22 protein-coding genes are annotated in these 26,212 nt (G+C 66.7%); 10 read left to right on the top strand and 12 right to left on the bottom strand.

The window, feature by feature from the left end; translation table 11 throughout:
* Window positions 1–4 precede the first annotated feature (4 nt).
* From rlmN to surE, 8 genes are all read right to left on the bottom strand, one after another.
* Entirely contained in the window at window positions 5–1,129 is a 1,125-nt protein-coding gene (gene rlmN / locus ACTPOI_RS08905; RefSeq protein WP_440108221.1) for a 23S rRNA (adenine(2503)-C(2))-methyltransferase RlmN, read from the bottom strand.
* A gap of 87 nt (window positions 1,130–1,216) precedes the next feature.
* On the bottom strand, window positions 1,217–1,642 hold the full coding sequence (gene ndk / locus ACTPOI_RS08900; protein WP_069105307.1) for a nucleoside-diphosphate kinase: 426 nt from the start codon (window positions 1,640–1,642) through the stop codon (window positions 1,217–1,219).
* A gap of 83 nt (window positions 1,643–1,725) precedes the next feature.
* Window positions 1,726–3,315: a pseudouridine synthase gene (locus ACTPOI_RS08895; RefSeq protein ID WP_440108220.1), complete on the bottom strand. Its 1,590-nt coding sequence runs from the start codon at window positions 3,313–3,315 to the stop codon at window positions 1,726–1,728.
* Window positions 3,315–4,040, bottom strand: coding sequence for an SMC-Scp complex subunit ScpB (gene scpB, locus ACTPOI_RS08890; RefSeq protein ID WP_440108219.1), 726 nt, complete (start codon window positions 4,038–4,040; stop codon window positions 3,315–3,317). Before scpB ends, ACTPOI_RS08895 begins: the two co-directional genes overlap by 1 nt.
* Window positions 4,041–4,184: 144 nt before the next feature.
* Complete coding sequence (locus ACTPOI_RS08885; protein ID WP_440108299.1) at window positions 4,185–5,168, bottom strand: RluA family pseudouridine synthase; 984 nt, start codon at window positions 5,166–5,168, stop codon at window positions 4,185–4,187.
* A 62-nt stretch (window positions 5,169–5,230) separates the two neighbouring features.
* On the bottom strand, window positions 5,231–6,139 hold the full coding sequence (locus tag ACTPOI_RS08880) for a peptidoglycan DD-metalloendopeptidase family protein (RefSeq protein ID WP_440108218.1): 909 nt from the start codon (window positions 6,137–6,139) through the stop codon (window positions 5,231–5,233).
* 15 nt (window positions 6,140–6,154) lie between these two features.
* Window positions 6,155–6,916 carry a protein-L-isoaspartate(D-aspartate) O-methyltransferase gene (locus ACTPOI_RS08875; protein ID WP_440108217.1) on the bottom strand — a complete coding sequence of 254 codons (762 nt, stop codon included), beginning with the start codon at window positions 6,914–6,916 and terminating at the stop codon, window positions 6,155–6,157.
* Complete coding sequence (gene surE / locus ACTPOI_RS08870; RefSeq protein ID WP_440108216.1) at window positions 6,916–7,704, bottom strand: 5'/3'-nucleotidase SurE; 789 nt, start codon at window positions 7,702–7,704, stop codon at window positions 6,916–6,918. The genes ACTPOI_RS08875 and surE overlap by 1 nt, the downstream gene beginning before the upstream one ends.
* A gap of 122 nt (window positions 7,705–7,826) precedes the next feature.
* Here surE and ACTPOI_RS08865 point away from each other — a divergent pair, with 122 nt between their 5' ends.
* The 9 genes from ACTPOI_RS08865 to ACTPOI_RS08825 all read left to right on the top strand — a co-directional run bounded on the left by ACTPOI_RS08865 (window position 7,827) and on the right by ACTPOI_RS08825 (window position 21,627).
* Window positions 7,827–8,801: an NADPH:quinone oxidoreductase family protein gene (locus tag ACTPOI_RS08865; RefSeq protein ID WP_440108215.1), complete on the top strand. Its 975-nt coding sequence runs from the start codon at window positions 7,827–7,829 to the stop codon at window positions 8,799–8,801.
* A 129-nt stretch (window positions 8,802–8,930) separates the two neighbouring features.
* Window positions 8,931–10,469 carry a GGDEF domain-containing protein gene (locus ACTPOI_RS08860; protein ID WP_440108214.1) on the top strand — a complete coding sequence of 513 codons (1,539 nt, stop codon included), beginning with the start codon at window positions 8,931–8,933 and terminating at the stop codon, window positions 10,467–10,469.
* Window positions 10,470–10,607: 138 nt separating this feature from the next.
* Window positions 10,608–12,185, top strand: coding sequence for an alkaline phosphatase D family protein (locus ACTPOI_RS08855; RefSeq protein ID WP_440108213.1), 1,578 nt, complete (start codon window positions 10,608–10,610; stop codon window positions 12,183–12,185).
* A gap of 184 nt (window positions 12,186–12,369) precedes the next feature.
* The gene (locus tag ACTPOI_RS08850) at window positions 12,370–14,208 is read left to right on the top strand and encodes a gamma-glutamyltransferase family protein (protein ID WP_440108212.1); all 1,839 of its coding nucleotides are present in this window, start codon (window positions 12,370–12,372) and stop codon (window positions 14,206–14,208) included.
* A 77-nt stretch (window positions 14,209–14,285) separates the two neighbouring features.
* Entirely contained in the window at window positions 14,286–15,281 is a 996-nt protein-coding gene (locus ACTPOI_RS08845) for a LysR family transcriptional regulator (protein WP_440108211.1), read from the top strand.
* 170 nt (window positions 15,282–15,451) lie between these two features.
* Complete coding sequence (locus ACTPOI_RS08840) at window positions 15,452–17,065, top strand: AMP-binding protein (RefSeq protein ID WP_440108298.1); 1,614 nt, start codon at window positions 15,452–15,454, stop codon at window positions 17,063–17,065.
* A gap of 170 nt (window positions 17,066–17,235) precedes the next feature.
* The gene (locus ACTPOI_RS08835; protein ID WP_440108210.1) at window positions 17,236–18,462 is read left to right on the top strand and encodes an acyl-CoA dehydrogenase family protein; all 1,227 of its coding nucleotides are present in this window, start codon (window positions 17,236–17,238) and stop codon (window positions 18,460–18,462) included.
* A 74-nt stretch (window positions 18,463–18,536) separates the two neighbouring features.
* Window positions 18,537–19,529 carry a tripartite tricarboxylate transporter substrate binding protein gene (locus ACTPOI_RS08830; RefSeq protein WP_440108209.1) on the top strand — a complete coding sequence of 331 codons (993 nt, stop codon included), beginning with the start codon at window positions 18,537–18,539 and terminating at the stop codon, window positions 19,527–19,529.
* A gap of 133 nt (window positions 19,530–19,662) precedes the next feature.
* The gene (locus ACTPOI_RS08825) at window positions 19,663–21,627 is read left to right on the top strand and encodes an alkyl/aryl-sulfatase (protein WP_440108208.1); all 1,965 of its coding nucleotides are present in this window, start codon (window positions 19,663–19,665) and stop codon (window positions 21,625–21,627) included.
* 128 nt (window positions 21,628–21,755) lie between these two features.
* Here ACTPOI_RS08825 and ACTPOI_RS08820 read toward each other — a convergent pair whose 3' ends face one another.
* Window positions 21,756–22,316 carry a carboxymuconolactone decarboxylase family protein gene (locus ACTPOI_RS08820; protein WP_440108206.1) on the bottom strand — a complete coding sequence of 187 codons (561 nt, stop codon included), beginning with the start codon at window positions 22,314–22,316 and terminating at the stop codon, window positions 21,756–21,758.
* A gap of 153 nt (window positions 22,317–22,469) precedes the next feature.
* Between ACTPOI_RS08820 and ACTPOI_RS08815 the strand changes: the two genes are divergently transcribed.
* Window positions 22,470–23,411, top strand: coding sequence for a cupin domain-containing protein (locus tag ACTPOI_RS08815; protein ID WP_440108205.1), 942 nt, complete (start codon window positions 22,470–22,472; stop codon window positions 23,409–23,411).
* Between the two features lie 198 nt (window positions 23,412–23,609).
* Here the strand turns inward: ACTPOI_RS08815 and ACTPOI_RS08810 are convergent, their stop codons facing one another.
* From ACTPOI_RS08810 to ACTPOI_RS08800, 3 genes are read right to left on the bottom strand one after another with little or no spacing between them, the layout of a single operon-like run.
* Entirely contained in the window at window positions 23,610–24,206 is a 597-nt protein-coding gene (locus ACTPOI_RS08810) for a hypothetical protein (RefSeq protein ID WP_440108204.1), read from the bottom strand.
* 27 nt (window positions 24,207–24,233) lie between these two features.
* The gene (locus ACTPOI_RS08805) at window positions 24,234–24,530 is read right to left on the bottom strand and encodes a hypothetical protein (RefSeq protein ID WP_440108203.1); all 297 of its coding nucleotides are present in this window, start codon (window positions 24,528–24,530) and stop codon (window positions 24,234–24,236) included.
* Between the two features lie 9 nt (window positions 24,531–24,539).
* Entirely contained in the window at window positions 24,540–26,186 is a 1,647-nt protein-coding gene (locus tag ACTPOI_RS08800; protein WP_440108202.1) for an acyl-CoA synthetase, read from the bottom strand.
* Window positions 26,187–26,212 lie beyond the last annotated feature (26 nt).

Raw genomic sequence — 26,212 nt, 5'->3', positions numbered from 1 at the left:
AAGCTCAGAAGATCGGCTTGAGGGGGATTGTCCGCTGCTTTGCCATGCGTTCCGCGGCTCGCGTCCTGTCTTTCACGTCCCCTGCAAGCTGGCCGCAGGCAGCGTCAATGTCGTCGCCTCGGGTCTTTCGAACCGTCGTCACGATACCGGCGTCGCCGAGCATCTTGGCAAAGGCGAGAACGCGATTTTGAGGCGAACGCAGCAGACCCGACGCAGGGAAGGGATTGAAAGGGATGAGGTTGAACTTGCAGCGCACGCCAGTACGCCCTCCAGGTTTTACGAGCCTGATCAGTTCCTCGGCATGCTCTGGCTGATCGTTGACGCCGTCCAGCATGCAGTATTCAAACGTGATGAAATCCCGCGGCGCGTGCTCCAGATACCGGTTGCAGGCCTCCAACAGTTCGGCCAGAGGGTACTTGCGGTTCAGAGGAACCAGGTTGTCCCGCAGCGGATCATTCGGCGCATGCAGCGACACCGCCAGCGCCACCGGACAGTCGTCGCCAAGACGGTCGATCATCGGGACTACGCCCGAAGTAGAGACGGTCACCCGCCTGCGCGACAGGCCGTAGCCATGGTCGTCAAGCATCGCCTTGAGGGCCGGCACGAGCGCCGAGTAGTTCTGCAGCGGCTCGCCCATTCCCATCATGACCACGTTGGAAATAACTCGCTCGTCCAACTGGAGACGTTTGCGCAGCGAGTGCTCTGCGAACCAGAGCTGGGCAATGATCTCGCCCGTGGTCAGATTGCGGCTGAAGCCCTGGTGCCCCGTAGAGCAAAACCGACAGCCCACGGCACAGCCGGCCTGCGAGGAGATGCACAGGGTGCCTCTATCGTCCTCGGGGATGAACACCGATTCGACCGCATTTCCATCGCCCACATCGAACAGCCACTTCACCGTGCCGTCCGAAGAAACATGTTCCGAGACCACCGGCAGAGCCTGCACATGCGCACAGCCCTTGAGCTTCTCACGCAAGCTCTTGGCGAGGTCGCTCATTGCATCGAAGTCGCTGGCACCCCGCTGATGAATCCAGCGAAAAAGCTGCGTGGCTCGGAAGCGCTTCTCGCCCAGCCGCTCGCAAAAGGCTGCGAGGCCGTCGAGATCAAATTCCAGAAGATTCGTCGCGGTCATCAGAATGACCCCGGGATCTGCCGCGCGGGCACCCCCTGCGACTCAGGCATCCTCAACGAGGCCGGCGTGAGCAGGGGGTAAGTCATCTCAACGCGAGTAGACGTTCATGCCAGGGAAGAAGAATGCGACTTCTGCCTGGGCGGTTTCTGCGGCGTCGGAGCCGTGCACAGCGTTGGCGTCAATGCTGTCAGCGAAGTCAGCGCGGATCGTGCCGGCTTCAGCCTTCTTGGGATCAGTGGCGCCCATCAGCTCACGGTTCTTCAGGATCGCGTTTTCACCTTCCAGCGCCTGGATCATCACCGGGCCGGAAATCATGAAATCCACGAGATCCTTGAAGAAAGGACGCTCTTTGTGCACTGCGTAGAACTGCTCAGCTTCCAGGCGCGACAGGTGAGCCATGCGCGCAGCCACAACCTTCAGGCCGGCAGCTTCAAAACGGGCATAGATCTGGCCGATGACGTTCTTGGCCACTGCGTCAGGCTTGATGATGGAGAGAGTGCGTTCGATTGCCATGTTGATTCCTCAATGGTTGTTGCTGTAATTCGTTTGCCCGGCAGGCAAAGCCTTTGATTCTAACCGGGCGCCGATGGCCCCACTCAGCGGCCGCCACCGCGGCGCGGACCGCCGGGCGGGCGCTTCTTGGCGTCCTGACGGTGTCGCGTGAGGCTGTCCACCCCGATGTAACCGACAGAGGTCTTCATGGGGTCCGGCTGGCTCGACCGCTGCCTGTCCGCGTTACCGGCACCCTTGCCACGTGCGCCCTGCCCCTGGGTCGTGCCATCGCGGCGCGGCTTGTTTCCACGCGCTGCTCCCGGCTGCCCCGGGGCGCCATCGCGACGGAAGCCGTCACCGGCCGAGCGCTGGCCACCACGCCCGCGATCGCCCTGACGACCTCCCGATCGAGCATCTGCGCCCTGTCGGGTTTCCTGACCGGCTTCGGATGGGACGGAATTCGCACGTCCTGCGCTGGCAGCCTGTACCAGCGCACGGATATCACTGTCATCCAGCTCCAGCCATGCGCCACGCTTCAGGCCGCGGGGCAACATCATGGCGCCGTAGCGGATGCGGATAAGACGGCTGACCGCGTGGCCCACGGCCTCCAGCATGCGGCGCACTTCGCGATTACGCCCTTCGGAAATCGTAACGCGATACCAGCAATTCGACCCCTCGCCGCCGCCGTCCTCAATGGAGCCGAACGACGCCATGCCGTCATCAAGCCGTACGCCGTCAAGCAGCCGCTGCTTCTCTTCGTTGCTCAGCGCGCCCAGCACCCGCACTGCGTACTCACGCTCCAAGCCAAAGCGTGGATGCATGAGCTTGTTGGCCAGCTCGCCCGAACTGGTAAACAGAAGCAAGCCTTCGGTATTGAGGTCAAGGCGCCCTACCGACTGCCACTTGCCCTGCATCAGCCTGGGCAGCTTGCGAAACACCGTCGGTCGGTTTTGCGGGTCATCGTGCGTGACCACCTCGCCCACAGGTTTGTGATACGCGATCACGCGTGCCGGCGGGGGATCGATGCGGTAACGGATAGGCTTGCCGTTGACCTTGACCTGGTCACCGAACTGGATGCGCTGGCCGATGTGTGCGGGTTCGTTGTTGACCGAAATGCGCCCTTCCAGAATGAGCTGCTCCATCTCCAACCGCGAACCAAGACCCGCCTGCGCAAGTACCTTGTGCAGCTTGGGCGTTTCGACCTGCGGCAAGAGCACGCGCTTTGCCGGTACAGCTTCGGGGGATGTTTCATCCTCGTCGAACCGCCCTGACACCACATCTTCGAAGTGGTAACCCTCCACAACGGGCGAAGACCCGCGCTTTGCGCCACCATCGGCTCTCGGGCGCGGAGCACCAGTCCTGCCGTCACGACCTCGCGCCTGAGCGCGCGGTTCACGATCCCCATGCGTACGCGGCTGTCGCTCCGCTTCGACAGCAGGGGCTGCCTGGGCTGCCTCAGCACCCACTACCACTAGCGCGTCTGAAGTAGCAGGACCTGACACCTTTTCATTCGCCGTCTCTTGCGCCGCAGCCGCGTGCAAAGGCTTTTCGGCCGTTTGATCGACGACGTCCGGAACTGGCTCCGCCTTCTTGCGCGGCGCGCGTTTGGCCGGCGCCTTCTTTGGCACCAGCGCTGCATCAACTTCGGCGGGCTGCGACTGTCCTGCTGTCGCTTCGGAGGCTGAATCGTTCATCAAGTAGTTCCCTCGATACCGCCTGGGGTATCACTGTTCGTATCGTCGTTGCGAAGCTCAGTCTCCGCATTTTCAAAAAGTGCCCCGTCAGACAACGAAGCCATTGCACCGCCCTGAACATCGTCGCCCGCGGCTGCAATCGCAGCCTCGGGCTCGGGCTCAATGACGCCTTGTGCGGCTGCTGCCATGGCCTCCAGCGCGTTGGCACTGCCTGACGGGTCGTCCAGCACCGGCAGCTGGTCCAGCGACTGCAGGCCCATGTCGTCCAGGAACTGCCGCGTGGTGGCAAACAGCGATGGTCGCCCGACCGTTTCGCGATGCCCGATGACCTCCACCCAGCCGCGGTCCTCGAGCTGCTTGATGATCAGACTGTTCACCGTGACGCCCCGGATATCTTCAATGTCCCCCCGGGTGACTGGCTGGCGGTAAGCAATGATGGCCAGCGTCTCCATCGTGGCCCGCGAGTAGCGGGGCGGCTTTTCAGGGTGCAACCGGTCCAGGTACTCGCGCATCTCCGGCCGGCTCTGGAAGCGCCAGCCGCTGGCCACCTGAACCAGTTCGACACCGCGCTGCGACCACTCGAGCTGAATATCCTGCAAGAGCAACTTGATCGTGTCGGAACCCAAGGCGTCCCGGAACAGCACGCGCAGCTCTCGCAGGGGCACGGGCTGCTGGGCGCAGATCAGCGCGGTTTCGAGGACCCTCTTGGCATCCACCGTGTTCATGGTTCAATGATTCCTGGAAAGTGCCACGCGTCGCAACGCGGGTCACGTCAACAGCAGGTGCAATCAGTGGTGCGCGGTGCAGAACTGCAGCGCTGCGCGAGAGCCCGGCGGGAATCCGTCTTCGGGCTGCGGCCTGTCGGGCCGTTATGCCGGATTGTAGCTGAGGCCCCATGAAGCCAACGCACCGCGCATGTCTGCGGGCACCGGGGCAAAAAACTCCAGGGGCGCGCCAGAGACCGGATGATCAAAGGCAAGCCGGAACGCGTGAAGCGCCTGGCGCTGCATGCCTTCCAGCGGCGCCCCGCCGTACAGGGTATCGCCCACCAGCGGATGGCGAAGCGTTGCCATGTGCACCCGGATCTGGTGCGTGCGTCCAGTGTGCAGCGTGCATTTCACCCAGCAACCCTGATCGGCACCATCGAGCAGCAGCACGTCGGTACGGGCCGACTTGCCCGCGTGCGACGCCAGGTCCACCACCGCCATGCGCAGCCGGTTCCTGGGGTCACGGCCGATCGGTGCGTCTACCGTCACCGACTTTTGTCCCGTCCAAGCGCCATGCGCCAGGGCAACATACTGGCGCTGCACCTTGCGCGCCGCAATGAGGGCGACCAGCGCATCCATGGTCGCGCGATCACGGGCCACAACCATCAGGCCGCTTGTATCTTTATCCAGCCGGTGCACGATGCCAGCACGCGGCACCAGCAAGGCCTTGGTGTCACGCGCCAGCAGCCCATTGAGCAGCGTCCCGCTCCAGTTTCCCGGAGCCGGGTGCACCACCAGCCCGGCAGGCTTATTCACAATCAACAAATGCTCGTCCTCGTAGACGATGTCGAGCGCCATGGCTTCCGGACAAAACGCCTGGCTCTGCAGCGTAGGCCGCATCTCCAGCGTCACCTGATCGCCCACCTTGACCTTGGTAGACGCCTTGGTTGCAGGGCGGCCTTGCAGGGTCACGCAACCCAGTGCCATCAACTGCTGCAGGTAGCTGCGCGACAGCTCGGGGACGAGGTCGGCCAGGGCGCGGTCCAGCCGCTGCCCATGCTGGACCTCCCCCATCGTCATGGAACGGAGTTCACTGGCGCCAGCGTCTGCCGGCTCCTCGGACTCTTCCTCGGCCCAGCCCTCCAGCGCGCGGGCAGTCGGCTCGGACAGCGCCTCGGGCGGCGCTTCCGGGTGGTCGGGCCTGGAGATCAACGTGCGGGCAGGTAGCGCGATGGATCCACCGGCTTGCCCTGGCGGCGGATCTCGAAATGCAGCTTCACCCGGTCTGCATCGGTACTGCCCATCTCGGCGATCTTCTGCCCCTTGCGCACCGCCTGGTCTTCCTTTACGAGCAGCGTCTGGTTGTGCGCATAAGCGGTGAGGAAGGTGTTGTTGTGCTTGAGGATCACCAGGTTGCCGTACCCGCGAAGGCCGGCACCCGCGTACACCACGCGTCCGTCAGCAGCGGCCAGCACGGGGTCGCCTGCCTTGCCTGCGATGTCGTAGCCCTTGTTGCGGGCCTCGTCAAAACCGGCAATAAGCGAGCCCGAAGCCGGCCAGATGAAACCCAGGTCGTCGTCGCCCGCGGCAGCAGGCGCTGCAGCGGGCGCTGCCACGGCGGAGGCAGCAGGCTTGGCGCCACTAGCAGCGGGCAAGGGCGCGCTGGCAGGGCTCGACGCGGCACCGGCAGCAACCGGCGACGAGGTCACGGGTCGCGTTACCACACCTGTATCAGAAGCCACCACCTGCGATGGCGGCGCAGGGGGTAGCACGCGCAGAACCTGCCCCACCTCAATCAGGTTGGCGTTTTCCAGGTTGTTCCACCGGGCGATGTCTTTCCAGCTCTGGCCTGATTCGAGCCCGATGCGAATGAGGGTATCCCCCTGCTTGACGGTGTAGTAGCCGGGCTTGCCGGCGTTCTCGGCACCGGGCAAGGGCTTGATGGGTGTGACCACGACCTCGCCGCTGTGCGACGCCGCAGGCGCTGCCGGAGCTGCAGAGGTGGATGTGCCTCGATCTTCCACTGGTGCCCTGTTCAGACGGGTGCCACAGCCGGTGAGCGCCAGGCCCGCCAGTGCAACAGTCAACCCGACCACAAGACCACGCGATACGAACATAAGCATTCTTCCCCTTTAGGCAATCCCCGATTTTAGGGGGACAAAATGCACGGGCTCGAGCACGTTTTGTTTCAATCCGTGCGGGGTTTTGTCGATCACAAGCAACATTTGCTGCCCGCCCGAGACCGCCATGGGGGCCACCAGCCGGCCGCCAACGGCCAATTGGTCGCACCACTCCTGGGGCACAGCCTCACCACCGGCGGCTGAAATGATGGCTGCATAGGGCGCGCCCTTGGCATAACCGATCATTCCGTCACCCAGCAGAAGATGCACATTGGCCAGCCGAAACGGCCGCAGGTTGTCGCGTGCCTTGTCGTGCAGCGCTCGGAGGCGCTCCACCGTGTAGACCTCGCGGGCCAGGTGGCTGAGCACGGCCGCCTGGTAGCCGCATCCGGTACCGATCTCCAGCACACGACCCAGCCCCTGGGCCCGAGCCGATTCAGCGCCCAGCAGTAATTCGCACATGCGAGCCACCACGCTGGGCTTGGAAATTGTCTGCGCCAGCCCGATGGGCAGACTGGTGTCCTCGTACGCCTGGTTCACCAGCGCACTGTCCACAAAACGGTGCCGCTCTACCGCGGCCATGGCCTGCAGCACCGCAGCCGACGTGATGCCGCCTGCCGCCAGCTTGCTGATCATGCGCGCGCGGACCGCAGCAGAATCCAGCCCCACACCAGACGGCGCGGCCGACGCAACGACCAGCGCTCCGGAAGCCCGCGCGGGTGCAGGGGCGCCAGCACCCGGCAGGCGCGCAGGAAAGCCGGGGCGTCGCTGCATTAAGCAGCCGGGGCGGCTACCGCCCCCGAGGCAATGGCCGACGCAGTCTGGGCCCAGTACCCCAGGTTGTCGTGGTCGGTCAGATCCACCTTCAACGGCGTGATCGACACGTGGCCCTGCGCCGTGGCATGAAAATCAGTGCCTTCGGCATCGTCCTTGGCCGCACCCGCGCCACCGATCCAGTACATGGCCTCGCCGCGCGGGCTTTCCTGCACGATCACGCGTTCTGCCGCATGGCGCCGCCCCAGGCGGCACAGCTTGATGGGCTGCATGGCCGCGAGCGGCATGTTGGGGATGTTCACATTCAGCAGCCAGGGGGTTTCGCCGATGAGGCTCTGGGCATGCATCTGCGACACGATCTCGCGTGCCTTGGCTGCAGCCGCCTCCAGTTCTCCCCAGCCTTTGTCCACTTGCGAAAACGCAATGGCGGGGATGCCAAACAGGTAGCCTTCCATCGCAGCGCCCACGGTGCCTGAATAGATGGTGTCGTCACCCATGTTGGCGCCGTTATTGATGCCCGAAACCACCAGGTCGGGCCGGTAGCCCAGCAGGCCCGTCAGTGCAATGTGCACGCAATCGGCCGGGGTGCCATTCACGTAGCGAAAACCGTTGGCAGCCTTGTGCACATACAGCGGCGAGTGCAGCGTGAGCGCGTTTGACTTGGCGCTGTTGTTGTGCTCGGGTGCGACCACCTCGACCTCGACGCCGGGCAGCGTTTTAAGCGCGTCATGCAGCGCCACGATGCCGGGCGCCTGGAAACCGTCGTCGTTGGAGATCAGGATTTTCATGGGTGATGCAGAAGGTTGCAACGGATTGTAGGTGCGCCCTGCCGCAGTCGTCGCCCGTGGGACATTGCCTGCCGGAGGGCCGCGCCTATCATGCCGACCACCACAGACAGGAGACTTTTTCCATGCACGCTTGGCTTTGCACAGACCCTACGGGTGTCGACGCACTCAACTGGACAGAACTGCCCACCCCGACCCCGAAGGCCGGCGAAGTGCTTATCGAGATCAAGGCCGCCAGCCTGAACTTCCCCGACCTGCTGATCGTACAGAACAAGTACCAGATGAAGCCGCCGCTGCCGTTTGTGCCCGGCTCCGAATATGCGGGCGTGGTGGTTGCCGTGGGCGAAGGCGTCAAGCACCTGCAGGTGGGCCAGAACGTCGCCTGCCTGTCGGGCACGGGCGGTTTTGGCACGCACACCCTTGCGCCTGCTGCGCTGTGCATGCCTTTGCCAGAAGGCTTCTCGCATGTGGATGCGGCCGCATTCATCATGATCTACGCCACCTCCCACCACGCGCTGGTCGACCGGGCGCAGCTCAAGGCGGGCGAGACAGTGCTGGTGCTGGGCGCAGCGGGCGGCGTAGGAACAGCCGCCATCCAGATTGCCAAAGCCATGGGCGCGCGGGTGATTGCCGCCGCCTCCAGCGACGAAAAATGCGCGCTGTGCACCTCCATCGGCGCCGACGCAGTCATCAATTATTCGAAGGAAAACCTGCGCGAAGCCATCAAGGCCCTGACCGACGGCAAGGGCCCCGACGTGATCTATGACCCGGTGGGCGGTGACTTTGCCGAGCCAGCCTTCCGCTCCATTGCCTGGCGCGGCCGCTACCTGGTGGTGGGCTTTGCTTCGGGCCCCATCCCCGCCCTGCCGTTCAATCTGGCATTGCTCAAGGGCGCGTCCATCGTGGGCGTGTTCTGGGGCGACTTTGCCAAGCGCGAACCCAACGCCAACGCCGCCATGATGGCCGAGCTGGCCCGGTGGTATGCCCAGGGCAAGATCAAGCCCGTGATCGACCGCACCATGCCCATGGCCGAGCTGCCGGCGGCCTATGCCCACATGGGATCGCGCGGGGTGATGGGCAAATTAGTGATGGTGAACTGACCGACAGTGCGCGGCTTGCAGGGCGCCCACACCCTCTGCAGGCCTGCGTGCCCCCCGGGCCAACCCGCGCCGCACGGTGCGTAACGCTGTGTCACACTCGCGTTTTCGCTCCGATCTTGCTGTCTGCACATGGCCGACCGACCACCTTCCGAAATCGCCCGCGAGACATTGAAGCAACTGGCTGCGCGCCGCTTGCCGCCTACGCCCGACAACTATCTGGCGATCTACGACGAAATCGCAGGTACCCGCAGCGCCCAGCCGTTCCCCGACGGCCCGCTGCACCACATCCTGCGCATCCTGCCCGGGCAGACACCCGCCCAGAAGCGGTTGCTCGGCCAGTTTGAACGCGCCGTCAATCAAAAGGACTGGTCCGCCCTGCAGAGCGTGCTGGTCGGCTATGCCAACCTGGGATTGAACCCCGCGGCCGGAGCCGCTGCAGACAAGGCGGCCGAAGGCACGACGCAGCCCGCTGGCGTGATCCCGGAAGAGTTTGCCCAGACCCTCGCCCGCGTGATCGACAACACGCTGCCTGCCCTGGGCGAAGACGATCCCCGCGTCATCGACATGGCGCAGCAGCTCATCACCTTCCTCAAGGACCCGTCACCGCCCATCAGCACGGCACAGCTCATGCTGGGCAACTTTGCCTACCGGCTGTCGTTTGCCACCGAAGAGCAGGCCGCCATCCGCGCCAGCCTGTTGCAGCTGCTGCAGATGGTGTTCGAGAACATTGCAGTGCTCAGCGCTGAAGACCGCTGGCTGCTGGGCCAGGCCGAAGCGTTGATGGCAGCCTCGACCCCGCCACTCACGCTGCGTCGGCTCGACGACGTACAGCGCCGCCTCAAGGACGTGATCTTCAAGCAGACAGAGGCCAAGGCCCGCACCGTCGAGGCGCAAGAGCAGATGAAGGAAATGCTGGCCGCGTTCATCGAGCGCCTGGCCCGCATCACGGCCTCGAGCACCACCTACCAGGGCACCATGGAGCGCTGCGCCGAACTCATCGGCAAGGCCAGCTCACTGGAGGAGATTGCCCCCGTTCTGCAGGAAGTGATGGGCGCCACGCGCGCCATGGCGCTCGACAGCCGGGTGGCGAACGAAGAACTGAGCGACCTGCGCGAGCGCACCGAACTCAAGCGCGCCGAAGTGGAACGCCTGCAGCAAGAGCTGGACCGCGCCAGCGCCCAGGCCCGGCACGACCCGCTCACCGGCTCGCTCAACCGCAAGGGGCTGGACGAAGCCATGGAGCGCGAGATCGCCCGCGCCCGCCGCCTGGGCTCGCCGCTGTGCGTGGCACTGCTCGACGTGGACAACTTCAAGACCATCAACGACCGCTTGGGTCATGCCGGTGGCGACGCGGCCCTGCAGCACCTGGCAGAGGTGACACGTTCGGTCATGCGCCCGCAAGACCTGCTGGCCCGCTACGGCGGCGAGGAATTCGTGCTGGTGCTGCCCGACACCACGGTGGAAAGCGGCGTGGCAGCCATGACGCGATTGCAGCGCGAGCTGACCACAAAGTTCTTCCTGCAGGGCGCCGAAAAAGTGCTGATCACGTTCAGTGCCGGGGTCGCCCAGATCCACGACAGCGAAGACAGCAGCGATGCGATACGCCGGGCCGACCAGGGCATGTACCTGGCCAAGCGCTCGGGGAAGAATCGGGTCACGGCTGCATGACCAGAAGCCCCCCTGAGTCGCCTGCGGCGCCTTCCCCCGAGGGGGACGCCGCCAGCGCGGCGGGGCGGCCCTTGCGCGGCGGCCGCGCGCCTGTGCCGCGCCGGTTTTGACCGCCGTGCCCGGCAGCGACCTCCCACGATGACCCCGGCGCAAAGACGGTCCTTTCTCCAGCGCGCAGCTTGGGCCGCAACTGCAGCCGCCCTGCCCCGCTGGGCGTGGAGCAACCCGCCCGCGCTGCAATCCAACCCGTTTGCACTGGGCGTGGCCAGTGGCGACCCGGCCCCCGATAGCGTGGTGCTGTGGACGCGGCTGCTGCTGGCCGACCCGGCGCAGATGCAGACCCCGCACACCGTGCGTTGGGAGCTGGCGCACGACGCGCGATTTGCGCAGATCGTGCAGAAAGGCCAGGCCACCGCCAGCCCTGGCCTTGGGCACAGTGTGCATGTGGAGGTGGCGGGCCTGGCGCCCGACCGCTGGTACCACTACCGCTTCATGCTGGGCGATGCCGTGAGCGCCACCGGGCGCACGCGCACTTCGCCGACTGCCGATGTCCTCACCCAGAAACTCCGGGTGGCGTTCGCGTCTTGCCAGCGCTGGGAGCACGGGCACTATGCCGCGTGGCGGCACCTGGTAGCGGATGAGCCCGACCTGGTCCTGTTTCTGGGCGACTACATCTACGAATACGCCACCCCGCGCAACACCGAGGGCCTTGCCCGCACGCACAGCCTGCGCCACGCCAGCACGCTGGCCGACTACCGCGACCGCTACGCATTGCACAAGAGCGACCCGCACCTCCAGGCGGCCCACGCTGCCTGCCCCTGGGCGGTGACATGGGACGACCACGAAGTGCAAAACGACTACGCCGCCGACGCAGAGCGCGCCAGCGACCCTGCCACCTTTGGCGCGCTGCGCAGCGCCGGGTGGCAGGCGTTTTACGAAAACATGCCGTTGCGTACGGCCTCGCTGGCCAGCGCCGCAGGCGGCCCGGCGTGGAACACCCTGCAGGTGTACCGCCGCCTGCGCTGGGGCCGGCTAGCGCACATCCACCTGCTGGATGCACGCCAGTACCGCAGCTGGCAGGCCTGCCGCCAGCCGGACACCACAGGCGCAGGAGCAGTGCGCCCCGCAGACTGCCCTACGCTGGCCGACCCGGCACGCACACTGCTGGGCACCGCGCAGGAGCGCTGGCTTGATGCCGGCCTGGCCGCGGATGCGCGCACCACCGATGCCACGCGCTGGAGCGTGATCGCGCAGCAGACGCTGTTCTCGGCCCGCCAGTACCCCTCGGGCCTCGTCCCCACCGACAGCTGGGACGGCTACCCCGCCGCCCGCGCACGCATGCTGCAGTCGGTCGCGGCCCATGCGCCGCGCAACACGGTGCTGCTGGGCGGCGACATCCACCAGAACTACGTCTGCCGCGTGCAGGCCGAGCCACTGCGCGCTGGCTCGCCGGTGCTGGCCAGCGAGTTCTGTGGCACTTCCATCAGCTCCCGCGCGGGCACCACGCAGGACAAGGTCGACGCCATTGCCCGCCTGAACCCCCATGTGCTGCTGGCGCGGCCCGACCAGCGTGGATATGGCCTGGCCGACATCACCCCCGCCCGCTGGACCACCACCCTGCGCGTGGTGGACGATCCGCTGCGCGCCGGCAGTGGCGTGAACACCCAGGCGCGCTTCGTGGTGGAAGACGGCCACGCAGGCCCCGTGGCTGCCTGATCCACATCTATTGCTATCATTTAAATAGCAACCAGGGCAATCAATACCCGGACCTCAGGCCAAAAACACCTGAAAAGATCCAAAAAGATCCAAAAACCGTGCCCTGTATGTTGGTGTAACTCGCCCGGCCGCCAACCCAGCCCCGCTTACGATGACCGCTTCCGCCATTGAAGGAGACCTCCCCATGCCGAAGAACAACCCCCACCTGCCCACCACTTCCCTGCGCATGACCGCCCCGGTCGTGCTGGCCATCGCGGCCGTGCTGGCCGGCTGCGCCAGCGCCCCCGCCACGGCACCGTTTGCCTACACCGTGCCGGCCCAGCCCGAGGGCTCGTCGGGCTACACCGAAAAGCCGGGCTGGGCCACTGAAACGTTTGCCGTGGCTGCCGCCAACCCGCTGGCCACCGATGCCGGCTACCAGATCCTCAAGGCCGGCGGCTCGGCAGTGGATGCGGCCATTGCCGTGCAGATGGTGCTGACGCTGGTGGAGCCGCAGTCCAGCGGCATCGGTGGTGGCGCCTTCCTGTTGCACAGCAGCGGCAAGGCCGTGCAGGCCTACGACGGGCGCGAGACTGCACCTGCTGCTACCGATGAAAAACTGTTCATGGGCGCCGACGGCAAGCCCATGCCCTTCATTGATGGCGTGGTGGGCGGCCGCTCGGTGGGCGTGCCCGGCACTGTGCGCATGTTGGAGCTGGCCCACAAGGAACACGGCAAGCTGCCCTGGGCCACGCTCTTCCAGCCGGCCATCACGCTGGCGGAAGGCGGCTTCAAGGTCAGTGCGCGGCTCCACACCCTGGTCAAGGCCGACGCCCACCTCAAGAAGGACCCGGTGGCCGCCGCCTACTTCTACAAGCCCGATGGCGACGCGCGCGACGTGGGCTTCAACCTGCGCAACGCCGAGCTGGCGGCCGTGCTGCGCCGCATTGCCACCGAAGGCAGCAAGGCCCTGCACGAAGGCGAGATCGCCCAGGCCATCGTCGACAAGGTGCAAAAGCATCCCATCAACCCCGGCAAACTCAGCATGGCCGACCTGGCCGGTTACCAGCCCAAAAAGCGCGATGCCCTGTGCCACGACTACCAGGTGCAGACCAAGGACTACCGTGTGTGCGGCTTCCCGCCCCCCAGCTCGGGCGCCATCGCTATCGGTCAGATCCTGGGCATCCTGAAGAACACCGACGCGGCCGCCAAGCCCTTGCAGGACGGCATCCCCAGCGCTGACTGGCTGCACCTGTACACCGAGGCCGCACGCCTGGCCTTTGCCGACCGGGGCCTGTACGTGGCCGACCCCGACTTCGTGCAGCCCCCGGGCGGCAGCTGGACCAGCCTGCTGGCCCCCGCCTACCTGGCCGAGCGCGCCAAGCTCATCGGCACGCAGAGCCTGAAGGTGGCCCAGCCCGGCAACCCCGGCGCCGTCAAGACCAGCTACGCCCCCATGCCCGACCAGCCCGAGTACGGCACCAGCCACATCAGCATCGTTGATGCATATGGCAATGCGGTGGCCATGACCACCACCATTGAGGACGCCTTTGGTGCGCGGCAAATGGTCAAGGGCTTCCTGCTGAACAACGAGCTCACCGACTTCAGCTTCGCCCCCACTGACGCCCAGGGCCAGCCCATTGCCAACCGCGTACAGCCCGGCAAGCGTCCTCGCTCGTCCATGGCCCCCACGCTGGTGTTCGACAAGGCCACTGGCGAGCTGCTGATGAGCGGTGGCAGCCCCGGCGGCGCGGCCATCATCCACTACACCGCCAAGACGCTGTACGGCGTCTTCAACTGGGGCCTGATGCCCCAGCAAGCGATCAACCTGCCCAACTTCGGCTCCATGAACGGCCCCACGCTGCTGGAAGAAAAGCGCTTCCCGCCCGCCACCGTCGAAGCCCTGCGCGCCCGCGGCGCCGAGGTGCGCGAACAGGCCATGACCAGCGGCCTGCAGGCGATCACGCGCGGCAATGCGCACGGCAAGAAGCTGTGGATGGGCGGGGCCGACCCGCGGCGTGAAGGCGTGGTGATGGGGGATTGAGCAGTTCCACTGCCTGGCGGGCTGCAGCTTTCGCGCGGGCCCGCCGCGAACAGGGGTCGGCCCGCTAAAGTCGCGCCATGGATTTAAGAAGCCTGCGCTACTTTATCGCCGTGGTCGAAGCCGGCAGCCTCTCGCGGGCGGCCGGCAGTCTGTACATCGCGCAGCCTGCCCTCACCGCCCAGATCAAGAAACTGGAATCGGAGCTGGGCGCGCAGTTGCTGGAGCGGTCGCACGCAGGCGTGACGCCCACACAAGCGGGTGTGCTGCTGTACCAGGACGCGCGGCGCCTGCTGAGCGATGCGGTGGCGATGCGCGAGCGGTTCCGGCGCCTGCCTGATGGGCTGGAGGGCTCGGTCACCATTGCCGTGCCGTTTTTGCTGTCGTCGCTGCTCATGGGCCCCTTGCTCGCGCACCTCAAGGACACCCATCCGCGCATCCGCGTGTTCGTGCTCGACGATCTCAGCCTCATGGTCCGGAAGGCCATGCTCGACCGGCGTGCCGACATCGGCCTTCTGGTCGATACGCCGCAGGTCGAAGGGCTGGCATGCCGCCCCTTCGCTCACGAATCCATGTATTTCTGTGGGCACGACCCGGATGGCCGCGTGCACGCGCTACTCCAAACGCCACCGCCCGCGGGCTCTGGCGCCCGCCCTGACATCGACTTCGCCGTGGCGGCGGCGCAGCCACTCGTGCTCCAGTCACGCCGCTACTCCATCCGCCAGCAGGTAGAGGACGCCGCATCCCGACGCGGCACCCCGCTTAACATCGTGCACGAGCACGACTCCGCCCGCGTGATCCGGTCCCTCTACGCCTGCGGCGCGGGCTTCACCTTCACCCCGGCCTGCGCGATGGGCGACACACCCGCCATGGGGCCGGACTGGCTGGTGGCCCGCGTGGTCAACCCCCAGATGACCCGCATGTACACCCTGGCCACAGCCCCCGATCGCGACCGCGACCCCGGCGGGAGCGGCGTGCTGCATGCCGTCTTGCAAACCCTGGCCGAAGTGACGCAACGCCTGGTGGCCACCGGCCGGTGGGACGCCGAGATCGCCGACGCCAGTCCATCCCCTTGATGCGGGCGGGTGGCGCGCGCCAGCCGCTCCGCCAGGGCGAGCCCCCCAGGCTGGGCACTTGGCGTCAGTCATCAATCCGATTGATAGGCGCCGATCAGCAAACCGTATTTCCCTGATACCCCCGTCTTCTGGAACAGTGACCCCATGCCCCGCACCCGACGGGGCAGGTGATCCAGGAGACAGCCATTACCACCTCGCTACCCATTCCCCCCCGCGTGATCGCCAACGTCGGCGCCCTGGTGGCCCGCAGCGCGCGTGCCCATGCCCGCCGCATCGCCGTCAAGAGCCCCGCGCGCAGCATCACCTACGCCGAGCTGGAGCAGCGCTCCAACCGCCTGGCCAACGCCCTGCTCGGCATGGGTCTGTCGCGCGGTGACCGCGTGGGCATCTACCTGCCCAACTGTGTCGAAGTCGTCGAGATCGAGATCGCCTGCTACAAGGCCGGGCTGGTCAAGGCACCGTTCAACGCACGCCTCTCCCCCGCCGAAGTCGGTGCCATCGCGGACAACAGTGGCGCCGCGCTGATCGTGACGACCACCGGCCGGGCAGAGGCCATCCGCCCGCATGTGACGCAGAGCATGCCCGATGCAGTGCCGCGCCTGCTGCTCACCGACGACGCAGGCTCCGCAGGCTATGAATCGGCTCTGGACCGTGCCCTCGACACGTTTTCCCCGGTGGCTGTGTATGAGGACGAAGTGGCCGTGCTGCACTACACCTCGGGCTCATCCGGTGTGCTCAAAGCGGCCATGCAGACCTTTGGCAACCGCCTCGCGCAGCTTCGCAAGTTCCTCACGCGCTCGGACGGGCAGCAGCCCGGGCACATCCTGGGGCTGGTGGGGCCCATCACCCACGCCTCGGGCATGCAGATGGTGCCTGCGCTGTGCCAGGGCGTCACGATCCGGCTGTTCAACGGCTTCGAGCCCGCGCGCTTTCTTGCCGACATGCGGGCCGACCGCGTGACGCATACCTTCATGGTGCCCACCATGATCAACATGCTGCTGACCGAGCTGGAAGGCCAGTACCGGCCCCTGCCCGACCTGCTGCGCCTGGGCTACGGCGCCGCCCCCATGGCGCCCGCGCGCATCCTTCAGGCCATGGACGTGTTCGGCCCCATCCTGCAGCAGGGCTACGGCGCAGGGGAGACCACCTCGGGCGTTTGTGGCCTGTCGGTGGAGGACCACCTGTTTGCGCGCGCCGCGCGGCCAGAGCGGCTGGCCTCGTGCGGACGTCCGTTTCTGGAATGCGATGTGCAGATCCTCGGTGACGACGGCCAGCCCGTGGCCACCGGCGAGATCGGCGAAATCGTGGTGCGTGGCGACGACATCTTTGCGGGCTACTGGCGCGCCCCCGAGCTCACGGCCGAGGTGCTCAAGGATGGCGCCTACCACACGGGGGACCTGGCCCGCATGGACGACGAGGGCTACGTCTACATCGTGGACCGCAAGAAGGACATGGTGATCAGCGGCGGCTTCAACGTGTACCCGTCCGAGGTGGAGGCAGTGCTGTACCAGCACGAGGCCATTGCAGACGCCTGCGTGTTTGCCGTGCCCGATGACAAGTGGGGCGAGGCCGTGGCCGCGCACGTGGTGCTCAAGCCCGGCCGCGCGGCCGGTGCCGACACCACCGCCGCCATCGACGCGTTCTGCGTGCAGCACCTGGGCGGCTTCAAGCGGCCCCGGCGCATCGAGTTCGTCTCCGCCCTGCCCAAGAACCCCAACGGCAAGGTGATGCGCCGCGCCGTGCAGGCCCCGTACTGGGAGGGGCGTGGGCGGATGGTGAACTAGAGGGCATCCCCCTGAGCGGCTTGCCGCTTCCCCCTTCTCTCTTAGCGCTGCGCGCTGCGGGAAGGGGGACGACGCCATCGCTGCGGGGCGGCCCTTGCTCGGCGTCTCTCGCCGGGGCCTGCGCCAGTCTCCACGGCCCGCTGTCACAGCCAACGACAAGGAATCCTGACATGAACAACGACATCACATCGCCCCTCCCCGCGCCGCTTTTTCCCGGCATGCCTTTTGAGGGTTCGCCCCAGGCGGCCGAGCTGATCGGGCGCATCAACGAGTTTCTGTACGGCGAGCTGGCCGCCCTGGCGCGCGAGCACGGCATCGACCATGAGCACGCGCCCGACAAGGCCCTGCTGCAGCAGGTGTGGAAGCGCTCGCACGCGCTGGGCTTTTACGGCATGACGCTGCCGCAGAAGATGGGGGGCCTGGGCCTGTCCACGCTGGACCACGTGCTGGTGAAGGAAGCCATCTACGCCAGCGGCTCGCCCTTCGCGCCGCATGTGTTCGGCGAGCTGAGTGGCCCGCCGCGCGTGGGTGCGCTGGCGCGCATGGCCACGCCGCACCAGATGCAGCACTTCATCCTGCCGGTGGCCCGGGCCGAGATGGCCATCTGCTTTGCGCTGACCGAGGCCGAGGCCGGATCGGACGCGGGCAACGTGCAGACGCGCGCCGTGCGCGACGGCGACGACTACGTCATCACCGGTACCAAGCGATTCATCTCGGGCTCGCCCTTTGCCGACTACGCAGTGCTGATGGCTTCCACCGCCACGCATGACGACCCTGATCCGAAAAAGCGCGAGGTCACCGCGTTCTTTGTGGACCTGCACGCGGCCGGGGTGCGCGTGGAATCTGACTACAAGACCATGGCCGGGCAGACGAGCACCGGCAACATCGTGCTGGAAGGCGCGCGCGTGCCCGCCGCCAACCTGATCGGCGAGCCCGGGCGCGGCCTGGCGCTGGCGCTGGGCCGCATCAGCGTGAACCGCCTGCTGCACTGCCCCGCCATGCTGGGCCTGGCCCAGGTGGCGCTGCGCGATGCGCGGGACTATGCCCAGCAGCGCCACCAGTTCGGCCGCGCCATTGGGCAGTTCCAGGCCATCCAGCACATGCTGGCCGACATGGCGACCGACTGGGCCGCTGCACGCGGGCTGATGCTGGCGACGGCCCGCGCTATCGACGCCGGTGCCGAGCCGCGCGCCGAGTCGTCGATGGCCAAGCTGTTTTGCTCGGAGGCCGCGTTCCGCATTGCCGACCGCGCCGTTCAGATCCACGGCGGCGAAGGCATCGTGCAGGGACGGCGCGTGGAGTTTCTCTTCCGCATGCTGCGCATGTACCGGGTGCTGACCGGCACCAGCGAAATCCAGCGCAACACCATTGCCAAAGAACTGCTGGCATCCCCCTGAGCGGCTGAACGGCCGCACGCGCTTAAGAGCCATCAAGACCGCATACCTAAAAGACAATTACCAGGAGACAAGACATGACACACCACTGCACCCCATCTCTGCGCCGCCGCACCCTGCTGGCCGCAGGCCTGCTTCCGCTGCTGACCGCGGCCCCTGCCCTGGCCGCCGATGCGTGGCCGGTACGGCCCATCAAATGGGTCGTTCCCTACCTGGCCGGCACGGGGCCTGACACCACGGCGCGCATCATGGCCGAGGCGGTCTCCAAGGAGCTGGGCCAGCCTGTGGTCATCGACAACAAGGGCGGCGCTGGCGGCAACCTGGGCGCACGCCAGGCGGCCAAGGCGGCGCCCGATGGCTACACCTGGGTCTACGCCGGGTCACCCATGGCGGCCAGCATGCGCATGTACCGCCAGCCTGGCTACGACGCCCTCAAGGACTTTCGCCATGTGATCGGGCTGACCAGTTCCGACACGGTCGTCGTCGTCAACGCACAGAGCGACATTCGCAACCTTGCGGATCTGCTGGCGCGCATGCGTGCGCAACCTGGCAAGCTGGACTACGCGTCGGGCGGCGTCGGCACGCCCTCGCACCTGGGGGTGGAGATGATGCTCAGCGTCAGCCATGCACAGGCCACGCATGTGCCGTACAAGGGTGCGTCTGAAATCGTCAACGCGGTGCTGGGCCAGCAGGTCACGTTTGGCGCTCCCATCACGGCTGTGGCCTACTCGAACATCATGGCTGACAAGCTGCGCCCGCTGGCCGTGACCGGGCCGGCGCGCAACCCCAAGCTGCCCAACGTGCCCACGCTGGCCGAGGCGGGCCTGCCCGGCGTGGAGCTGACCTCCTGGGGCGGCGTATCCGTGCCTGCAGGTACGCCCGATGCCATCGTTTCGCGCGTGCGCACCGCGTTCGAATCCGCCCTGCGCCAGCCCGCCGTAGTGGCGGCACTCGAGGAGCAAGGCGGCATGGTTCACCTGCAGGACAGCGACACGTTCACGCGCGCGTTCGTCAAGGAAATCAGCTTCACCGAAGGCATGATGAAGCGCATCAAGCTCGAACCCATGTAAGGGGCGCCCTGGCCAGCGCCTGCCTGTATCAGCCTGCGGGCAGGCACCACCATCACGTCAATTTTGATAGCTGCTAGCGCTTTCACCGCAAGCGCCTGGTGCTGTTTTGACTCTTAACATAGAGATATCTCCCATGCGAACCCTTCCAACGTGGGCGGCGATCGCCCTGCCGCTCTTGCTGGGCCTGGCCCCTGCGTCCCACGCAGCCGATGCCCGCCAGGACGCCACGGCTGTCACCCGTGCCCGCCAAGCTGCCAGCCTGGGCACCCTGGACGTGAACGCCCCCGAGAGCTTCGAGGACGCGCGTCGCGGCCTGATCGCCGCACCCAGTGGCCAGGTGCGCAATGCCCAGGGCCAGGTGGTGTGGGACTTTGACGCACTGCAGTTTGCGCAGGGCGACGCACCCGCCACGGTACACCCCAGCCTGTGGCGGCAGGCGCGCCTGAACCAGACGCCCGGCCTGTACCGGGTGCGTGAGGGCATCTGGCAGTTGCGGGGGTTCGACCTGGCCAACCTCACGCTCATCCAGGGGCGCACCGGCTGGATCGTGGTGGACCCGCTCACCACGCAGGAGACCGCGGCCGCCGCGCTCGCGTTCGCCCGCCAGCACCTGGGTGCACAGCCCGTGTCGGGCCTGGTGTTCACACACAGCCATGTCGATCACTTTGGTGGCGCCCTGGGTGTGCTGACCGCACAGGACGCAAAAGCGCGCGGCGTGCCCATCGTGGCGCCTGTGGGCTTCATGGAGGAAGCCACCAGCGAGAACATCCTGCTGGGCCCGGCCATGTCGCGCCGCGCCAGCTTCATGTACGGCAGCCATTTACCGCGCGATGCGCGCGGCGTGGTGGACAACGGCCTGGGCATGGCCGTGGCAACCGGGCGCATCGGCATCCTGCCGCCCACCGTGCTCATCGACCAGCCCGTGCAGTCGCTGGACATCGATGGCGTTCGCTTCGTGTTCCACAATGTTCCGGGATCCGAAGCACCGGCCGAGATGACCTTCGAGCTGCCCGACCTGCGTGCCTTTGGCGCGGCCGAACTGGTCTCGCAGACGATGCACAACCTGTACACCCTACGCGGCGCGAAAGTGCGCGACGCGCTGGCATGGTCGCGCTACATCGACAGCGCCATCGAGCATGCCGGCCGGGCCGATGTCGTGTTCCTGCAGCACGGCTGGCCCGTGTGGGGCCGCGAACGCATCGACACCTTCATGACCACGCAGCGCGACACCTATCGCTACCTGCACGACCAGACGGTGCGCCTGCTCAACGCCGGCCTGACACCGGGCGAAATCGCCGAGACGGTGCAACTGCCGTCCACGCTCGCCGCGCAGTGGGCGTCGCGCGGGTACTACGGCACCGTCAGGCACAACGTGCGCGCCGTGGCGCAGTTCTACCTGGGCTGGTTTGACGCGCACCCCGCCACGCTGGACCCGCTGCCCCCGGTGGAGGCCGCACGCCGCTACGTGGCGCTGGCTGGTGGCACGGACAAGGCCGTGGCCGCCGCACGCCAGGCCCACGACGCGGGCGACTACCGCTGGGCGGCCGAGCTGCTGCGCCACGTGCTGCTGGCCGACGGCAAGAACGCGGCCGCCAGCAACCTCATGGCGCGCAGCTTCGAGCAGCTGGGCTATGCCGCCGAATCCGCGCCCTGGCGCAACTTCTACCTGACTGGTGCGCAGGAACTGCGCCACGGTGTCGCCGCCCGCCCATCCGCCGCGCGCGGTGCGCTGGCCGACATGCTCATGCAGACGCCCGTCCCGCAATTCCTCGATGCCATGGCCGCTTCGCTCAACGGCCCGCGCGCCGACGGGGTGCGCCTGGCCGTAGCGCTGCGCCTGCCCGACGTGGACGAGACACACAGCCTGTGGGTCGACAACGCCGTGCTCCACCACCGCCGCGGCATGCCGCCGCAAGCACCGGCCGCCACGCTGGTGCTCAACAAGCCGGCCTTCCTGCGACTGGTCAACGGGCAGGCCTCGGCGCAGGAGTTGGTCACATCGGGCGTCTTGCGCATCGAGGGCGATGCCGAGGCCGTGGCCAAACTGATGGCCCTGCTGGACAAGCCGGCGCGCGACTTTTCCATCATGACGCGCTGATGCGGATGGCTTCTGCCAAGCGAAGCCATCGGGGAGATCACGCCCGCCACGCATCCCCTGCCCGGGGTCAAGCAGCCGCTACGCGGACGGGCCGTGGCGCCTGCGCCGCTCAGGCGAGCGCAGCGCCTTCAGCGCGCAGCCCTCAGCGCCACACCCGGGAAGTCCACTGGCACCGTCAGCGCTACGTTCACGTAGTTTGTGAACAGGTTCAGCGCCACATGCGCCACGATCTCGACGATGTACTCATCGGTAAAGCCCTCTGCGCGCAGCGCCTGCACGTCGTTTGCGCTCACCTGGCCGCGCGCCTCGACCAGCCTCAGTGCGAAGCGCAGCGCGGAGGCGGTGCGTGGGTCGGATGACTCGCCCAGCTGCGCCGCTGCGAGGGCCTCGCCGCTGACGCCGGCTTTGCGGCCCAGCGCGGTATGCGCCGCCAGGCAGTAATCGCATCCATTGCGGTTGGCCACGGCCACGGCGATCTGCTCGCCCAGTGCCGCGCCGATCACTCCGCCGCCCAGCGCACCAAAGGCGCTCCACATGCTTTGCAGCGCAGCCGGCGAATGGGCCACGGCGCGAAACATGTTCGGGATGGTGCCGAAGGCGCCCTGGATCTGGTCGAGCAGCGCGCGGGCCGGGCCGGTGGCAGCGGTTCGGTCTACAAGGGCTACGCGGGGGGTGTTGCTGTGGGACATGGTGATTCCTTCAAGGTTGGTCAAATAGATAAACGCAAGGTGCCGGTGGCCTGGACCGCGCCGGCTGTGCTGTCTGGCACCGCTGAACTTTCCGCTTTACGGTTGCACCATTGGTCATTAATAATCCACGTTTGATACCCAATCGTCCATATCATGCTCCCACCGACTGAACCCGCTGCGCCGCCCTCCTCTGCAGCCAAGGCGGCGACAGACCCGCAAACCCGCGATGGCGCCGCCGCCAGCTTCGACCGGCTTTCGTCGCTGCTGGAGCGGTTTCGGGTGCGCGCCCACCTGTTCCACAGCGGCCCGCTGTGTGGGGTCACGCACTACGCGGCGGCGCCGGGCCGGGGCTTTTTGCACGTGCTGCGGCGTGGCGAGATGGTGGTCACGCACCAGCCGCACGCGGGCCCGCCGGAGCGGCTGGAAGTGTGCGAGCCCAGCCTACTTTTTTATCCCCGCCCGCTGGAGCACTACTTTCACAGCGCCCCTGCGGAGGGCTCCGACTTCACCTGCGCGGCGCTGGACTTCGACGGCGGTGCCAGCCACCCGCTGGCCCGCGCACTACCCGCCTTGGTAGTACTGCCACTGCATGCGGTGCCGGGCCTTCAGCAGTCACTGGACCTGCTGTTTGCCGAGACCGACCGGCTGCGCTGCGGCCATCGCGTGCTGGCCGACCGGCTGTTTGAGGTGGTGCTGCTGCAGCTGCTGCGCTGGCTGCTGGACCACCCGCAACAGGCACAGATGCCGCCGGGCCTGCTCACCGGGCTGGCCGACCCGCAACTGGCCCGGGCGCTGACAGCCCTGCACGACGCACCGGGCCAGCCATGGAGCCTGGCGCAGATGGCGGCTACGGCGGGCATGTCGCGCAGCGCGTTTGCCGCACGCTTCAAGGCCGCCGTGGGCGACACCCCCGCCGACTACCTGGCGCACTGGCGGCTGACGCTGGCGCAGTCGCACCTGCGCGCGGGGCGCTCGCTCAAGTCGATTGCGGGGGAACTGGGCTACGCCAACCCGTCAGCGCTGTCGCGCGTTTTTGCGCAGAAGCTGGGGATGCCGGTACGGGCGTGGCTGGCGGCGCAGGATCTACGCCCCTGAGCGACGTGGGCCACGTTTAGCGGAAGCGGCCCCGCAGACGTACTTGACTCCAATATTGCGCACCAGAGGCTGTTCACGGCACTTGGTGCGCCCCGCTTCGTGGGTTACAACACCGCTCCGCAGATTGGAACCATCGCTGACGGCTCCGGCTGCAACCGCATCCAAAGCGTCAGTAGCATGGCCGGCTCAACCCTGTGCCTACAGGCCCGCCCTGCCCAGGACATCGCGCAGTACGTCCTTGGACACCCGCGTGGTTTCCTCGGGCATCGACACCGGCATCCCAAACCAGTGCGCAAAAGGCGTCTCAAAAGCAAACTCCACGGCCTTGTCATGGCGCGTGTCCTGAAAGGCTGCGCTGCTTTCGACGGCTTTCCAGGTGTCCTCAAACGCGGCCAAAGCAACGGGCAGGTTCTCAATGCGCAGGGTTCCGATGGAACGCCAGGCGTTCACACAGCCCAGTTCAGCAAAAGACACCGATGACTGGCACCTTGGCAAGTGCAGATGCTCGTACAGCACCGTGAGAAATCGGGGCGACCTGTCGGCGTGCATCGCCCGGACGCACTGCAGCGCAAACCACTCGACCTCTCGCGGCTGTCCGGTCATGCGCGCACCGAAGAAGCTGGGGCCAAAGAACGCCTCGAAGGCCACCTCGGTACTGCCGCCGAGATACTCGCGGACCGCGTCCTCGCTGGGCAGCGCATCCGGCGAAAAACTCCACGCAGATTCCCACGCGCCGCCCTTTGCGAATTGGCCTGATGTGGGGCTGCGGCTGAACTGGGGTGAATCAATAAGCAAGGCACACTCCGAAAATTTGCGAGCGGCTCACTGCACCTTCGCAGGGTAGATGAAGAATTGATCGTGCGTGGCGATCACGCCAAACCTGGCGCGAGCGACTCCCGCGATCACAAGCCCGAGAACCGCGTCCACAGCCACGGCAGACAAGACAACCGCCCCGGCATGACCGCTGGCCCGCTCAGGAATGCCGGCAACAGCTGTGGCGCGATGATCCGGGGGGGCCTGCACAAAGCACAGCAGTGTCCCAAGCACCGAAACCATCTCAAGAGCGAATCGATCGGCCAGGAGTGTACGGGCGGGCACCCGCGCCAGGCCGCCGGGCACGCAAACCTCTCACACATCAATGGCTGCGGCCGACCCCGCCTGCTTGCGCAGTTCGAACTTCTGGATCTTGCCGGTGCTGGTCTTGGGCAGCTCGCCAAACACCACGGCGCGCGGCACCTTGAAGCCGGCCAGGTGCTTCTTGCAGTGCGCCACGATGTCTTCGGGCGTGGTCTGCGCGCCGGCCTTCAGCTCTACAAACGCGCACGGCGTCTCGCCCCACTTGGCATCGGCCTTGGCGACCACGGCGGCGGCCAGGACGTCGGGGTGGCGGTAGAGCACGTCTTCCACCTCGATGGACGAGATGTTCTCGCCGCCCGAGATGATGATGTCCTTGCTGCGATCCTTGATCTTGATGTAGCCGTCAGGGTACTGCACGGCCAGGTCACCGCTGTGGAACCAGCCGCCGGCAAAGGCCTCTTCGGTGGCCTTGGGGTTCTTCAGGTACCCCTTCATGGCGATGTTGCCCTTGAACATGATCTCGCCCATGGTTTCGCCGTCCTGCGGCACGGGCTGCATGGTTTCGGGGTCGAGCACGCGCACGTCGCGCTCCAGGTGGTAACGCACGCCCTGGCGGGCGTTGAGGCGGGCACGCTCGCCAATGTCGAGCGCATCCCACGCCTCGTGTTTGGCGCACACGGTAGCGGGGCCGTACACCTCGGTCAGGCCGTACACGTGGGTCAGGTCGAACCCCATCTTTTCCATGCCTTCGATCATGGACGCGGGTGGCGCGGCGCCCGCCACCATGGCCTTCACGCCCGCGGGCACGCCCTCTTTCATGGCGGCCGGCGCATTGACCAGCAGCCCATGCACGATGGGCGCGCCGCAGTAATGCGTGACGCCATGGTGGCGGATGGCGTCGAAGATGGCCTGCGCGTCCACGCGCCGCAGGCACACGTTGACGCCCGCACGGGCCGCCACCGTCCACGGGAAGCACCAGCCGTTGCAATGGAACATCGGCAGCGTCCACAAATACACCGCGTGCTTGGGCATGTCCCACTCCAGCACGTTGCTGATGGCATTGCTGGCCGCGCCGCGGTGGTGGTAGACGACGCCCTTGGGGTTGCCGGTGGTGCCGCTGGTGTAGTTCAGGGCAATGGCGTCCCACTCATCGGCCGGCAGCTCCCAGGCAAACTGCGGGTCGCCGCTGGCCACGAAGTCCTCGTATGCGGTGGCGTCCAGCGCCTGCGCGGGCGGGCCGTACAGGTCGTCGTGCACCTGCACGATGAAGATGGGTGCAGTGGACTGGCGCAGCGCCAGCGCCTTGGCCATGGTGCCGCTGAACTCAGGGTCCACGATCACGGCCTTGGCCTCGCCATGGTCGAGCATGAAGGCGATGGTTTCCGGGTCAAGCCGGGTGTTCAGCGCATTGAGCACAGCGCCCGCCATGGGCACGCCAAAGTGCGCCTCGACCATGGGGGGCGTGTTGGGCAGCATCACGGCCACGGTGTCGTTCTTGCCGATGCCGGCGCGCTGAAGGGCGCTGGCCAGCTGGCGGCAGCGGGTGTACGTCTGCCCCCAGGTCTGGCGCAGGCTGCCGTGCACGATGGCCAGGCGGTCGGGGTAGACCTCGGCCGTGCGTTCGATGAAGCCCAGCGGCGACAGCGGCGCATGGTTGGCCGCGTTGCGGGGCAGGTTCTGGTCGTACATGGAGGTCATGGCACTGGTCCTCTGAAAAACGGGGT

Source organism: Acidovorax sp. BL-A-41-H1, from assembly GCF_051942715.1.
This window is presented reverse-complemented; position numbering and strand designations above follow the sequence as displayed.

Excerpts from the sequence above, each read along its gene's own strand:
- ACTPOI_RS08860 (WP_440108214.1), top strand. The coding sequence starts at position 8,931 with ATGGCCGACCGACCACCTTCCGAAATCGCCCGCGAGACATTGAAGCAA.
- ACTPOI_RS08820 (WP_440108206.1), bottom strand. The coding sequence starts at position 22,316 with ATGTCCCACAGCAACACCCCCCGCGTAGCCCTTGTAGACCGAACCGCT.
- ACTPOI_RS08800 (WP_440108202.1), bottom strand. The coding sequence starts at position 26,186 with ATGACCTCCATGTACGACCAGAACCTGCCCCGCAACGCGGCCAACCAT.
- ACTPOI_RS08825 (WP_440108208.1), top strand. The coding sequence starts at position 19,663 with ATGCGAACCCTTCCAACGTGGGCGGCGATCGCCCTGCCGCTCTTGCTG.
- ACTPOI_RS08830 (WP_440108209.1), top strand. The coding sequence starts at position 18,537 with ATGACACACCACTGCACCCCATCTCTGCGCCGCCGCACCCTGCTGGCC.
- ACTPOI_RS08815 (WP_440108205.1), top strand. The coding sequence starts at position 22,470 with ATGCTCCCACCGACTGAACCCGCTGCGCCGCCCTCCTCTGCAGCCAAG.
- ACTPOI_RS08835 (WP_440108210.1), top strand. The coding sequence starts at position 17,236 with ATGAACAACGACATCACATCGCCCCTCCCCGCGCCGCTTTTTCCCGGC.
- ACTPOI_RS08845 (WP_440108211.1), top strand. The coding sequence starts at position 14,286 with ATGGATTTAAGAAGCCTGCGCTACTTTATCGCCGTGGTCGAAGCCGGC.
- ACTPOI_RS08875 (WP_440108217.1), bottom strand. The coding sequence starts at position 6,916 with ATGCAGCGACGCCCCGGCTTTCCTGCGCGCCTGCCGGGTGCTGGCGCC.
- ACTPOI_RS08895 (WP_440108220.1), bottom strand. The coding sequence starts at position 3,315 with ATGAACGATTCAGCCTCCGAAGCGACAGCAGGACAGTCGCAGCCCGCC.
- rlmN (WP_440108221.1), bottom strand. The coding sequence starts at position 1,129 with ATGACCGCGACGAATCTTCTGGAATTTGATCTCGACGGCCTCGCAGCC.
- ACTPOI_RS08865 (WP_440108215.1), top strand. The coding sequence starts at position 7,827 with ATGCACGCTTGGCTTTGCACAGACCCTACGGGTGTCGACGCACTCAAC.
- surE (WP_440108216.1), bottom strand. The coding sequence starts at position 7,704 with ATGAAAATCCTGATCTCCAACGACGACGGTTTCCAGGCGCCCGGCATC.
- ACTPOI_RS08880 (WP_440108218.1), bottom strand. The coding sequence starts at position 6,139 with ATGTTCGTATCGCGTGGTCTTGTGGTCGGGTTGACTGTTGCACTGGCG.
- scpB (WP_440108219.1), bottom strand. The coding sequence starts at position 4,040 with ATGAACACGGTGGATGCCAAGAGGGTCCTCGAAACCGCGCTGATCTGC.
- ACTPOI_RS08855 (WP_440108213.1), top strand. The coding sequence starts at position 10,608 with ATGACCCCGGCGCAAAGACGGTCCTTTCTCCAGCGCGCAGCTTGGGCC.
- ACTPOI_RS08850 (WP_440108212.1), top strand. The coding sequence starts at position 12,370 with ATGCCGAAGAACAACCCCCACCTGCCCACCACTTCCCTGCGCATGACC.
- ndk (WP_069105307.1), bottom strand. The coding sequence starts at position 1,642 with ATGGCAATCGAACGCACTCTCTCCATCATCAAGCCTGACGCAGTGGCC.